This is a genomic window from Kitasatospora sp. NPDC058032 (assembly GCF_042885845.1).
GTDB lineage: Bacteria > Actinomycetota > Actinomycetes > Streptomycetales > Streptomycetaceae > Kitasatospora.
Genome location: NZ_JBHVRK010000026.1, coordinates 60843 through 72691, shown reverse-complemented (window position 1 = coordinate 72691; position 11849 = coordinate 60843). Strand labels below are relative to the sequence as shown.

At 74.9% G+C, this 11849-nt stretch carries 12 protein-coding genes; 3 read left to right on the top strand and 9 right to left on the bottom strand.

Annotated features, from left to right (window positions below):
• From ACFVUH_RS30825 to ACFVUH_RS30815, 3 genes are all read right to left on the bottom strand, one after another.
• Positions 1 to 1172, bottom strand: a 1172-nt coding sequence (locus tag ACFVUH_RS30825) for a nitronate monooxygenase (protein WP_387916636.1), incomplete at its 3' end; no start/stop codon positions are given.
• An 89-nt stretch (positions 1173 to 1261) separates the two neighbouring features.
• Positions 1262 to 1912, bottom strand: a complete 651-nt coding sequence (locus ACFVUH_RS30820; RefSeq protein ID WP_380683556.1) for a response regulator — start codon at positions 1910 to 1912, stop codon at positions 1262 to 1264.
• A complete protein-coding gene (locus ACFVUH_RS30815) occupies positions 1909 to 3129 on the bottom strand; it encodes a sensor histidine kinase (protein ID WP_355372525.1) in 1221 nt (406 codons plus the stop codon). The genes ACFVUH_RS30820 and ACFVUH_RS30815 overlap by 4 nt, the downstream gene beginning before the upstream one ends.
• Before the next feature lie 162 nt (positions 3130 to 3291).
• On the opposite strand from ACFVUH_RS30815, the gene ACFVUH_RS30810 reads away from it, so the two are divergent.
• On the top strand, positions 3292 to 4368 hold the full coding sequence (locus tag ACFVUH_RS30810) for an ABC transporter permease (protein ID WP_355372523.1): 1077 nt from the start codon (positions 3292 to 3294) through the stop codon (positions 4366 to 4368).
• On the top strand, positions 4365 to 5045 hold the full coding sequence (locus ACFVUH_RS30805; RefSeq protein WP_355372520.1) for an ABC transporter ATP-binding protein: 681 nt from the start codon (positions 4365 to 4367) through the stop codon (positions 5043 to 5045). The genes ACFVUH_RS30810 and ACFVUH_RS30805 overlap by 4 nt, the downstream gene beginning before the upstream one ends.
• A 1-nt stretch (position 5046) precedes the next feature.
• Here the strand turns inward: ACFVUH_RS30805 and ACFVUH_RS30800 are convergent, their stop codons facing one another.
• From ACFVUH_RS30800 to ACFVUH_RS30790, 3 genes are all read right to left on the bottom strand, one after another.
• Entirely contained in the window at positions 5047 to 5643 is a 597-nt protein-coding gene (locus tag ACFVUH_RS30800; RefSeq protein ID WP_355372517.1) for a Uma2 family endonuclease, read from the bottom strand.
• A 101-nt stretch (positions 5644 to 5744) separates the two neighbouring features.
• Entirely contained in the window at positions 5745 to 6458 is a 714-nt protein-coding gene (locus ACFVUH_RS30795; protein WP_355372514.1) for a GntR family transcriptional regulator, read from the bottom strand.
• Between the two features lie 173 nt (positions 6459 to 6631).
• Complete coding sequence (locus ACFVUH_RS30790; RefSeq protein WP_387916634.1) at positions 6632 to 7516, bottom strand: NAD(P)-dependent oxidoreductase; 885 nt, start codon at positions 7514 to 7516, stop codon at positions 6632 to 6634.
• A 108-nt stretch (positions 7517 to 7624) separates the two neighbouring features.
• On the opposite strand from ACFVUH_RS30790, the gene ACFVUH_RS30785 reads away from it, so the two are divergent.
• On the top strand, positions 7625 to 8203 hold the full coding sequence (locus ACFVUH_RS30785) for a TetR/AcrR family transcriptional regulator (RefSeq protein ID WP_387916632.1): 579 nt from the start codon (positions 7625 to 7627) through the stop codon (positions 8201 to 8203).
• A 208-nt stretch (positions 8204 to 8411) separates the two neighbouring features.
• Here ACFVUH_RS30785 and ACFVUH_RS30780 read toward each other — a convergent pair whose 3' ends face one another.
• Genes ACFVUH_RS30780 through ACFVUH_RS30770 form a run of 3 tightly spaced genes read right to left on the bottom strand, consistent with a single transcriptional unit; the run spans position 8412 to position 11847 of the window.
• A complete protein-coding gene (locus ACFVUH_RS30780; RefSeq protein ID WP_387916631.1) occupies positions 8412 to 9410 on the bottom strand; it encodes an ornithine cyclodeaminase family protein in 999 nt (332 codons plus the stop codon).
• Entirely contained in the window at positions 9407 to 10483 is a 1077-nt protein-coding gene (locus ACFVUH_RS30775; RefSeq protein WP_387916629.1) for a proline racemase family protein, read from the bottom strand. Before ACFVUH_RS30775 ends, ACFVUH_RS30780 begins: the two co-directional genes overlap by 4 nt.
• Positions 10483 to 11847, bottom strand: a complete 1365-nt coding sequence (locus tag ACFVUH_RS30770; RefSeq protein ID WP_387916627.1) for an aldehyde dehydrogenase family protein — start codon at positions 11845 to 11847, stop codon at positions 10483 to 10485. The genes ACFVUH_RS30775 and ACFVUH_RS30770 overlap by 1 nt, the downstream gene beginning before the upstream one ends.
• Positions 11848 to 11849: the final 2 nt, after the last annotated feature.

Here is an 11849-nt window from a genome sequence, read left to right as displayed (position 1 = left end):
ATGTTACGGGCTGTTGGGGGCGCTGATGGCGCGGATCGCGCTGCGGACGGGGGTGGGGTTATTGGTGCGGTTGGATCCGTGGGTCTTCGGCTGTGGGCTTGGGGTGCGGGGGCGGGGTCGGGGGGGGGGGCCCCCGGCCACCCCCCCCGGGCCCCCCGCTCCCACAGCTCCGTGACCAGCCGCGCCGCCGGGCCGCCGCGCGCCGCCCGGTGGCCCGTCCCCGCCCACAGGTGCATCCCCTGCGCGTCACCGCGCCCGGCCGCCGCCGCGCGCAGCGGCTGGGTCAGGTAGTGCACGTCCGGGTAGGCGGCGGGCGCGTACGGCCCGAACCGGTCGGTGAAGTCGTTGCGCAGCGCCCGCGCCGGGCGGCCGGTGAACGCCCGGGTGACCGTCGTCGCGTCGAACTCCGTCAGCGCCGCCCGGTGCACGGCCGAGGTCCCGGCCTCGTCCGCGCGCAGCAGCGCCGTGCCCAGCTGCACCGCCACCGCCCCGGCCCGCAGCGCGCCCGCCACCGCCGGACCGTCCGACAGCCCGCCCGCCGCGATCAGCGGCAGCCCGGTCACCGCCCGGACGGCGGCCAGCAGTTCGAGCAGCGGCAGCTCCCCGGGACGGTCCGCCGCCCGGTGGGTGCCCCGGTGCCCGCCGGCCTCCGGCCCCTGCACGCACAGCGCGTCCATTCCGACCGCCTCGGCGCGGCGCGCCTCCTGGGGCGTGGTCACCGTGCCGATCTGGAAGCTGCCCGCCGCCCGCAGCGCCCGCGCCTCCTCGGCGGAGGGCAGCCCGAAGGTGTACGAGACCACCGGCACCGGGACGGGCCCGGCGAGCAGCCCGGCGATCTTGGCCTCCCAGTCGTCCCGGTCCGGCGCGACGGACTCCGGCAGGCTCACGCCATGGCGCTCGGCCTCCGGCCGCAACCGCTCCCGGTAGGCGGCCACGGCCGCCGGGTCGCCCGGCTCCGCGGGCACGAACAGGTTCACCCCGAACGGCCGGTCCGTCAGCTCCCGGACCCGGCGGACCTGCTCGAAGGTGTCCTCGGCGCCGCGGTACCCGGCGGCGAGGAAGCCGAGCCCGCCCGCCCCGCTCACGGCGGCCGCCAGCTCCGGTGTCGACGGCCCGCCGGCCATCGGCGCGGCGATCACGGGCACGGGGAGTTCGTCGAGTCGCACGGCCATCCGGGGATCCTCCACTCACACGGCGCACCGGGGTTCTCGGGCTGCGCCGCCCACCCTACGCTCCGTGCCGGACCGCCCTCCGGGAGCGGTCAGCCCCCGCGCCGGATCAGCCCCCGCGCCCGCGCCTCCCGCACCGCCGCCGTGCGCGACTCCACGCCCAGCTTGGTGTAGATGTGCACCAGGTGCGACTTCACCGTCGCCAGGCTCAGCTGCAGCCGCCGGCCGATCGCCTGGTTGGTGAGCCCGTCGGCGACCAGCCCCAGCACCTCCGTCTCCCGGGCGCTCAGCGCCGCCCCGGGCGTCCGCATGCGTTCCAGCAGCCGGTCCGCGACCGTCGGCGCCAGCGCGGTGCGCCCCGCCGCCGCCGACCGCACCGCGCGGGCCAGCTCCTCCGGCGGCGCGTCCTTCAGCAGGTACCCGGTGGCCCCCGCCTCCAGCGCCGGCAGGGTGTCCGCGTCGGTGTCGTAGGTGGTCACCACCAGCACCCGCGGCGCCCCCGCGCCCCGCGCGGTGATCGCCGCGGTGGCCTGCGCGCCGTTCATCGCCGAACCCGGCCCGAACTGCAGGTCCATCAGCACCACGTCCACCGCCAGCTCCGCCGCCAGTTCGACGGCGCGCTCGGCGGTCGCGGCCTCCGCGACGATCGCGAAGTCCGGCTCGCTCTCCAGCACGGCCCGCAGCCCGGCCCGGACCACCGGATGGTCGTCGGCGAGCAGCAGGCGGATCACGTCCCCGGTCACGAGGTCTCCTCACTCGAAGCGTCCGGCACCGGCAGCAGCACGGCGAGCGCCGTGCCCTCCCCCGGCGCGGACTCCACCGCGAACGTCCCGCCGAGCGCCCGCGCCCTGGCCCGCATCGACGGCAGACCGAACCCGCCGTCCCCGTCGCTGCCCGCCTGCGGTCCCGCGACGGCCGCCGGATCGAAGCCGACCCCGTCGTCCACCACGTCCATGGCCACCTCCCCCGCCCGGAAGCCGAGCGTCACCTCGGCCTGCGTCGCCCGCGCGTGCCGCACCGTGTTGCCCAGCGCCGACTGCGCGATCCGCAGCAGCGCCACCTCGTGCGGCACCGGCAGCCGGACCCGCTCACCGCAGACGTGCAGTCGCACCGGCAGCCCGCTGCGCGCCGAGGTCGTCGCGCACAGCCGCTCCAGCGCGACCGGCAGGGTGTCGCTCTCCAGCGCCGGCGGGGTCAGCGCGCGCACGAAGCGGCGGGCCTCGTCGAGGTTGTCCTGCGCCGCCTGCCGGGCCTGCTCGACGTACTCGGAGGCGGCGTCGGTACGCTCCGGCAGGGCCCGCTGCGCGGCCCGCAGCAGCAGCTGGATGCTGGTGAGGCTCTGCGCGAGGGTGTCGTGGATCTCCCGGGCCAGCCGCTCGCGCTCCGCGAGGACGCCGGCCGCGTGGTGGGCGGCGGCGAGGTCGGCGCGGGCGGCGGTGAGCTCGTCGATCAGACGGCGCCGCTCCTCGCTCTCCCGGTACAGCGCCTGGTAGCCGAGGACGGTGGCGGTGGCGACGGCGGCGCCGAGCAGCGGCCCGATCGCGGCCGCGACGCTGACGGTGTGCTGGTGCGCGGAGTACGCGGCGATCGAGGCGACCGCGGTGAGCCCCACCGCCACCAGCCCGGCGCGCCGGCCGAGCAGGTGCAGTTCCAGGAAGTACAGCGGGAAGGCCAGCCAGACGCCGTCCTGCGTGGTGATCAGCACGCCCGCCCAGGTGACGGCGAGCAGCGCGAGCCAGAGCCCGGCCGCCCGGCGGGAGCGGCCGACGGCGCCGATCAGCGGTCCGGCCGTGTACACCGCGGCCATCGCGGTGGCCGCGGCCGTGACCGAGGCCGGATCGCCGACCCGGCCCGCCAGGGCCCGGACGACGGCGAGCGCCAGCAGGCCCGCCACGAGCAGGTGCAGGCAGACCTGGAGGACGCGGGCGACGGGAGTGGTTCGGGGTCGTTCGGTCGCCATCCGTCCAGCGTAGGGTGCGCGCCGCCGTCCGGCATCAATCGAAAGGTTGAACTCCGGTTCTGCCCTTCGATGCCGAGGATCCAATCCCCGGTGCGATGCCCGAGCACCCCGCTTCGGGGGAGTCTCGTCACTGTCGCAGTGGATCGAGCGGAAGGACTTGCGGTGTTCGTCGCCTGGAGGGATCTGAGGTTCGCCAAGGGGCGGTTCGCCCTGATGGGAACCGTCATCGTGCTGATCACGGTGCTGGTCGGACTGCTGTCCGGCCTGACGGCCGGGCTGGGCCGGCAGAACATCTCGGCGATCACCGGCCTGTCCGCCGACCACCTGGCCTTCGGCCGGCCCGCGGACGGCCAGAAGCTGTCGTTCACCGACTCCCAGGTCACCCCCGAGCAGTGGCAGGGCTGGGCCCGGACCCCGGGCGTCACCGACGCGCAGCCGCTCGGCATCGCCACCACCAAGGCGGCGGCCGGTCCGCGCACCGCCGCGCTCTCCGTCTTCGGCGTGCCCGAGGGCTCCACGCTGGCCCCGCAGGGCGCCTCGCTCACCCCGGGCCGGGCGGTGCTGTCGAAGACCGCCGCCGAGGACCTCGGCGGGCTGCACCCGGGCGACGCGTTCAGCGTCGGCGGCCAGCCGCTGACGGTCGCGGCCGTCTCCGGGGACGCCTCCTACAGCCACACCCCGGTCGTCTGGACCACCCTCCCCGACTGGCAGCGGGCCGCCCCCGGCGGCGCCGGCCACGCCACCGTGGTCGCGCTCACCACCGGGAAGGGCGCCGACCTGGGCGCCGCCGACGCCACCCTCGGCACCGAGACCCGCACCCGGGACGACGCGCTCGCCGCGATCGGCTCCTACACCTCCGAGAACGGCTCGCTGCAGCTGATGCGGGGCTTCCTGTTCGCCATCTCCGCCCTGGTGATCGGCGCCTTCTTCACCGTCTGGACGATCCAGCGCAGCGGTGACATCGCCGTCCTCAAGGCGCTCGGCGCCTCCACCCGCTACCTGCTGCGCGACGCGCTGGGGCAGGCCGTCGTCCTGCTGCTGCTCGGCACCGTGCTCGGCACGGCGCTCGCCGCCGGCCTCGGCGCACTGATCGGCTCCGCCGTCCCGTTCGTCCTGGACGCCCCGACCGTCCTGCTGCCCGCCGTCGTCATGATCGCGCTCGGCGCGGTCGGCGCGGCCCTGTCCGTCCGCCGCATCACCTCCGTCGACCCGCTGACCGCCCTGGGGAGTGCCCGATGAGTCTCGTTCTCGACCACGTCACCCTGACCTACCCGGACGGCGACGGCCGGCTGACCGCCCTCGACGACGTCTCGCTGACCGTCCCCAAGGGCACCCTCACCGCCGTGGTGGGCCCGTCCGGCTCGGGCAAGTCCAGCCTGCTGGCGGTGGCCGCCACCCTGATCGCCCCGGACTCCGGCCAGGTGGTGGTGGACGGCACCGACACCACCGGCCTGGACCGCACCGCGCTGACGGCGCTGCGCCGCCACCGGATCGGCATCGTCTTCCAGCAGCCCAACCTGCTGCCCTCGCTGACCGCCGTCGAACAGCTCCAGGTGATGGCCCACCTGGACGGCCGCGCCCCGCGATCCGCCCTCCCCCGGGCCCTGGAGCTGCTGGACGCGGTCGGCCTGCGCGACCAGGCGGGCCGCCGCCCGCACCAGCTGTCCGGCGGTCAGCGCCAGCGGGTGAACATCGCCCGCGCCCTGATGAACGACCCCACCGTCCTCCTGGTCGACGAGCCCACCAGCGCCCTCGACCACGAACGCGGCGCCGCCGTCCTGGACCTGATCACCACCCTCACCCACCAACGCGCCACCGCCACCGTCCTGGTCACCCACGACCGCACCCACCTGACGGCGGTCGACCAGGTCGCCGAGGTCCACGACGGCCGCCTGACGCTCCCAGCGGTGGTGTGACCTACTTCTTGGCGGCCAGCACGTCGTCCACCGACAGTTCCACCGACGCGCCGATGGACTCCGGCAGCGTGAACGACTGGCCGGGACGGTGGACGGCGTGCACCCGGTACTCACCGTCCTGCGGATCGGTGAGCACCATGACCCGCTGGTTCGTCCGATCGACGATGAGGTACACCGGTACACCCGCAGAGGCGTACGCCGCCGGCTTCCGCTTCAAGTCATCACTGAGGTTGGAGGAGGTCACCTCCACCACCAGGCGGAAGATGGCCGGATCATAGCTGTTGTACTCGATCAGCTTGTCGTCACTGTTCGCATCGACGATCGCCAGATCCGGGATGGCGAAGTCGGAAGGCCCGTCGGGCAGCCAGATGCCAATGCCTTGGAACACCTCGGTTTCGCCGTCATCCAGCCCTGCGGCGAGAAAGACACGGTCAAGCCTCTTGACCGACCGGCCGTGCTTCATGTTCGGCGACGGCGTCACGGTGATCTGGCTCCCGATGATCTCGACCCGGTAGCCGACGAACTGCTCGGAGATCAGCTCGGCGACTTCGAGCAGCGTGGGCTGCTCGAACGGCTCTTCCACTGCGGCGGCGGACACGGAATCCTCCTTGCTGCCGAATGTCGGGAACATCATCGTAGGACCCAGGGCCAATTCCCTACCCAGATCCGCCACTTTCGCCCGAACGGGTGGTTTCGCCCCTACCGGGCCCGGAGCCGCAGGCCGGTGCGGGACTCCTCCTCCGCCACCCGCTGGTCCTCGGCCCACAGCGAGCGGACGTGGCTGAGGTGGCGGGTCATGCAGGACTCGGCGGCCGGGGCGTCGCCGGCGATCATCAGGTCGAGCAGTTCCAGGTGCTCCTCCGCCGAGGACACCAGCTCGCCGCGCTCGGCGAGGCGGTTGAGGCCGTAGAGGCGCGAGCGCTTGCGCAGGTCGCCGACCACCTCGACCAGGCGGGTGTTGCCGGCCAGCCCGAGCAGGTCGAGGTGGAACTGGCGGTCCGCCTCCAGGTAGCCGATGAGGTCCTGCTTGCCCGCGGCGGCGACGATCGCCTCGGCCTGCGGGCGCAGCGCCTCCAGCTGGTCGGCGTTGGCGGTGCGGGCGACCCGGCCGACGGTCGGGACCTCGATCAGGGCGCGGATCTCGGTGAAGTCGTCGAGGTCGCGCTCGGTGAGCTCGGTGACCCGGAAGCCCTTGTTGCGGACGGCCTCGACCAGTCCCTCGCGGGCGAGGTCGAGCATGGCCTCGCGGACCGGGGTGGCGGAGACGCCGAAGTCGGCGGCGAGGGCGGGCGCGGAGTAGACGACGCCGGGGCGCAGCTCGCCGGAGATGAGGGCGGCCCGCAGGGCGTGGGCGACCTGGTCGCGCAGCCGCTCCTGGACGGAGATCAGGGTGCGGGGTTTGAGGTCGGCCATGGTGTTCCTCCGGTGAGTGCAGAACACCAGCGTACAATGTCACGTTACGTTGAGTGTGCAACATCCCGTGATTCGGACGACCTGTCAGCGCCCCGACGCACGACCGAACCCCATGGTGACAGGGCCGCCGCCCGGTGACAACGGTCGGCGGCCCACTATTTGATACGCCTCCCTCACTCCCGGAGCAGCCCGATCAGGCTGGTCGTGCTGGACGCCCCGTGCCCGGCCTCGACGCCCCGCCGGAAGGTGTCGGCGATCAGCCGCGGCAGCGAGCCGTCCACCCCGGACGCCTCCACGGTGTGCCGGACGTGCTCGACGCTGGCGAGCGCCATGGTGAGGCGGTCGACGTCGCCCCCGTGGTTCCCGGCGGCGATCCGGGGCGCGTAGAAGGCGAGGAAGCCCGGCATCGAGGCGGCCGTCGAGGTGGCGTAGGGCAGGAACACGTCCGCCGGGATGCCGTTGGCCTCGGCGACGGCGGTGGCGTGCAGATAGCCCGCCAGCGAGGTCCAGAAGAGGTCCATCTGGATCTGGTAGTACAGCTGGGCGAGCCCGGGGTCGTCGCCCCGGTGGTCGGCGCCGGTCAGCACCTCCAGGGCGGCGCGGTGCCGCCCGAACAGCTCGACCGGGCCGCTGTAGAAGGTCGACGACTCCGGCCGGCCGATCCCGGACGGCGGCACCTGCACGCCGCCGGTGAGGTGGCCGGCGCCCCGCTCGGCCAGCCACCGGGCGGCCTCGCGGGCCCGCTCCGGCGTGTCGGAGCTGAGGTTGACGACGGTCCTCCCGGCCAGCTCCGGTTCGGCGGCGGCCAGTACGGCGAACACCGCGTCGTAGTCGGTGAGGCTGAGCACGACCAGCTCGTTCGCCGCGACCGCCTCGGCCGCGCTCGGCGCGAGCACGGCGCCGCGGGCCACCAGGTCGGCGGCCCGCCCGGCGGTGCGGTTCCAGAGCGTGACGGCGTACCCGGCGTCGAGGTAGGCACCGGCCATGGCCAGGCCCATCGGGCCGAGGCCGATCAGGGTGACGGACGACGTGCCGTGCTGCTGCGGTGTGACGGACATGGGGATCCCCTCCGGAGTTCGACTAGAACGAACGCTCTATCCAGGGCGTGACGCTAGCACAGCACTAGAACGAACGCTCTATTCAGTCCACCGGCTAGACTCACCCCCGTGAAGACGACGACCACCGGCACCCGTGAGCGGATCGTCCGGACCACCTCCCGGCTGCTCCAGCGCCAGGGGTTCGAGGGCACCGGCATCAAGCAGATCGCCCGCGAGGCGGAGGCCACCCTCGGCTCCGTCTACCACTTCTTCCCGGGCGGCAAGCAGGAACTGGCCGCCGAGGCGATCCGCCACGGCGACCAGGAGTTCTCCGACATGCTCCGCGAGGGCCTGGGCAGCACCGACGACCCGGCCCAGGCGGTCACCGCCTGCACCCGCATGCTCGCCGAGGCCCTGCACGCCTCCGACTGGCAGGACGGCTGCCCGATCACCACCACCGCCCTGGAGACCGTCGGCCGGGCCCCGGTCATCGAACAGGCCGTCACCGAGGCCTTCGCCCACTGGCGCGCGATCGTCGAGGAGAAGCTGCACGGCTCGGGCATCGCCCTCACCGACGCCCGGGAACTCGCGGCCACCGTCATCAACACCCTGGAGGGCGCGGAACTCGCCGCCCAGGTCGCCCGCAGCGAGGAGCCGCTCCACCTGACCGGCCGCCACCTGGCCCGCCTGATCAACACCTACCGCTAGCCACCCGGAACGCCGCAGCCCCGGAACGCAAAGAAGCGGCCGACGTGGCGGGGGATCCCGTCCCACCACGTCGGCCGCACATCCGGCCGGTCACTTCGACGACCGCTCCCGTCCAGGGCAATGGGTCCGGGGGCGGGTGCCGACGCTGCGCCGAGGCGTCGTCACCGTGCGTCGGGCCCCACAGCGGGCCCCGTGCCGGCCGGAGACTTCAGCCCGCGGAGCGGCGGTGGGTCTCCGCCGCGACCGCGAGGTCCTCCCAGGCCATCCCGACACTCTTGAAGAACCGCGGCCGGCCGGTCGGCACCGGCGCCTCGCCGTTCACCAGCTCGGCCAGGTTCCACAGGGTGTCGGCGCCGGTCACCCCCGCCATCAGCAGGTCGCCGGCCTCCCGCAGCGCCACCGCGCGGGCCTCCACGTAGAGCGTGGACCGGCCGACCAGCACCTCGTCCACCTCCCGCGCGTCCACCTCGTGGGAGCCGACCGCCGCCACCGCCGCGTGGTCCGGGACCAGCGCGCCGTCGAACAGCGGGGTGCGCGCGGTGGTGCAGCAGACCACCAGGTCGGCGTCCGCCACGTCGGCGGAGGTGCCGACGGCCGCCGCCACACCGCGCGCCCGGGCGTACCGGGCCAGCGCCTCGGCGGGCTGCTCGCTGCGGGCCACCACGGTCACCCTGGTCAGCGGGCGGATGGCGAGCAGCGCGTCCAGGTGGCCGTAGGCCTGCGGGCCGGAGCCGAACAGCACCAGGTGCTCGGCCTGCGGCACCGCCAGCCGGTCCAGCGCGACGGCGGTGACCGCCGGAGTGCGCAGCGAGGTGAGCGCGACGCCGTCGATCAGGGCCAGCGGCTGCAGGGTCGGACCGTCGAGCAGCAGGTAGCTGCCGGTGATCCGGGGCAGCCCGGCCGACGGGTTGGCGGGGGCGACCCCGGCGACCTTCACCCCGACGTACCGGGTGGAGGCGGCCGGCATCAGCAGCAGCTCCCCGGCGGGCACCGGCACGGCCGAGCGGGCGGGCGCGGTCTCCGGGTCCAGCCCCTCGATCAGCACCCGCTCGATCGCCCCGGCAGCCTCGGCGGGCGTCAGCCCGACCGGGGCGGCGGCAAGGACGTCCACCGGGCCCGACGCGGCGGGCTGGAGCGGCTCAGCCGCCGCGCCGGGCGTTTCCGGGGTCCGCGCGGCGGCGGGCGCCGTCCGCAGGTCCCCGCTCACAGCAGGAACCCCGCGCCGAGGGTGTCCTGCGGGTCGAGCACGAAGCGGTGCTCGCCGGTGCGGTGCGCGGTGCCGGTCACCTCGGTGACCACGCCGTCGCCCCACGGGTCGCCGCCGGCCAGCACCCGCCCGCCGAAGACGGTGCCGACGATCGACTCGTGCCGCAGCTCCTCACCGGGCGCGAGCCGTCCCTCGGCGGCCAGGATCGCCAGCCGGGCCGAGGTGCCGGAGCCGCACGGCGAACGGTCGATCTGACCGTCCGCGAACACGGTGACGTTGCGCTGGTTCGGCGCGCCCCCCTCCGCGGGGAGTTCGTCGTACAGGATGACCCCGTAGACACCCGACAGGCGCGGGTCGACGGGGTGCCGCACGGCCGGGGAGCCGGCCAGCGCGGCGCGGATCTCCCGCCCGATCGCGGTGAGTTCGGGCAGCTGCCCGAGGCTCACCGAGAGGCCGAGCGCGGCGGCCGGCACCGAGGCGTAGCAGGCGCCGGAGTGCGCGACGGCCACCTCGACGGTGCCGCGCGAGGTCTCCACCGGCAGCTTCAGCTCGCTCACCCAGGCGGGCACGTTGCGGAACGTCACCCCGGTGGTCCGTCCGGCGGCCCGGTGGACCAGCGCGGTGACCCGGCCGGACGGCACGTCGATCCGCACCCGGGCGACGCCGTAGTCGGGCGCCGCGACCAGACCGGAGTCGACGGCCCAGGCGCCGAGCGCGATGGTGCCGTGGCCGCAGGCGGTCGAGTAGCCGTCCTTGTGCCAGAACAGCACGCCGAAGTCGGCCTCGTCGTCGTCCGCCGGCACCAGGAAGCCGCCGTACATCCCGGCGTGGCCGCGCGGCTCGTGGGTGAGCAGCTGCCGGATGTCGTCCAGCGCGCTCGGCCGGGGCGCGGTCGCGGTGCCGCCCGCGCCGATGGCGATGGCCCGCCGCTCGGCGACGCTGTCCCCGGGGATCACCGGCGCGCCGGCGACGACGATCCGGAACGGCTCGCCGGCCGTGTGGTAGTCGACGGTGTCCACGTGCAGGGACGCGCCGTCGACGGCGTCGATGCCGTCAATGGGCTGCGCCGGCATCAGGCACCCCCGGCCGGCAGCAGGGTGACGGTGCGGCTCTGGGTGTAGAAGTCCAGCGCCGCCTGCCCCTGCTCGCGCGCGCCGTGGCTGGCGCCCTTGGCGCCGCCGAACGGCAGGTGGAAGTCGACGCCGCTGGACGGCGCGTTGACCCGGATCATGCCCGCGTTCAGCCGGTCGGCGGCGGCCAGCGCCGCGTCCAGGTTCCCGGTGTGCACCGAGGCGGACAGCGTGTACGGGGTGTCGTTGGCGAGCGCGATCGCCTCGTCCAGGTCGGCCGCCGGGTGCAGCAGCGCGATCGGGCCGAAGAACTCCTCGCGCCGCAGCGGGTGGTCGTCCGGCACCCCGGCGACCAGGGTCGGCTCCAGGTACCAGCCGGCCCGCTCCGGGACGCTGCCACCGGTCAGCACCTCGGCGCCGACCTCCTGGGCGGAGGCGACGGCCGCGGTGATCTCGTCCCGGGTGGCCTCGTTGATGACCGGGCCGCAGGAGGTCTCGTCGACCGCGGCGAGCGCCTTGACCAGCGCGGCGCGCAGCGGCTCGTACGCCTCGCCGACCGCGACGACCCGGCTGGTGGCGGTGCACTTCTGGCCCGCGTAGCCGGCGATCGCGTTGGCGAGGTGGGCGGCGGCCTGGTCGAAGTCGGCGTCCGGCAGGACGATCGCGGTGTTCAGCCCGCCGAGCTCGGCCTGCACCGGGATGCCGCGCTCGGTGGCGGTGCGGACGACCTGCCGGCCGACCCCGGTGGAGCCGGTGAAGGAGACCACGTCGGCCGCGGCGACCAGGGTGCCGCCCTCGGCGCCGCCGCCGGGCAGCACGGTGAAGACGTCCGCGGGCAGCCCGGCCCCGGCGATCAGCTCGCCCAGCCGACGCGCGACGCCGATCGCCTCCGAGGAGGGCTTGAGGACGACGCTGTTGCCGACGGCCAGCGCCGGGGCGGCCTTCCAGGTCGGGATCGCCAGCGGGAAGTTCCACGGCGTGATCAGCCCGGCGACGCCGTACGGGCGGCGGCGGGTGAGCAGCAGGCCGGGACCGCCGGCGGTCTCGTGCACCTCGCCGGAGGCGGCGAACGGCGCCTGCGCGTAGTAGCGCCAGATCGCGACGGTGCGGGCGACCTCGCCGCGCGCCTCGGCGATCGGCTTGCCGACCTCGCGCACCACCAGCTCGGCCAGCTCCTCGGCGTGCGTCTCGACCGCCTCGGCGATCCGGGTGAGCGCGGCCGAGCGGCCACCCGCGCCGGCCGCGAGCCAGCCGGGCTGGGCGGCGCGGGCACGGGCGACGGCGGCCTCGACGGCTTCGGTGCCGGGGCGGGGCGCCTCGGCGACGAGGTCCGCGGGGTCGGCGGGGTTGTACGAACGGATCGTCACTG

Excerpts from the sequence above, each read along its gene's own strand:
- ACFVUH_RS30795 (WP_355372514.1), bottom strand. The coding sequence starts at position 6,458 with ATGGCCGACCTCAAACCCCGCACCCTGATCTCCGTCCAGGAGCGGCTG.
- ACFVUH_RS30775 (WP_387916629.1), bottom strand. The coding sequence starts at position 10,483 with ATGCCGGCGCAGCCCATTGACGGCATCGACGCCGTCGACGGCGCGTCC.
- ACFVUH_RS30815 (WP_355372525.1), bottom strand. The coding sequence starts at position 3,129 with ATGGCGACCGAACGACCCCGAACCACTCCCGTCGCCCGCGTCCTCCAG.
- ACFVUH_RS30790 (WP_387916634.1), bottom strand. The coding sequence starts at position 7,516 with ATGTCCGTCACACCGCAGCAGCACGGCACGTCGTCCGTCACCCTGATC.
- ACFVUH_RS30805 (WP_355372520.1), top strand. The coding sequence starts at position 4,365 with ATGAGTCTCGTTCTCGACCACGTCACCCTGACCTACCCGGACGGCGAC.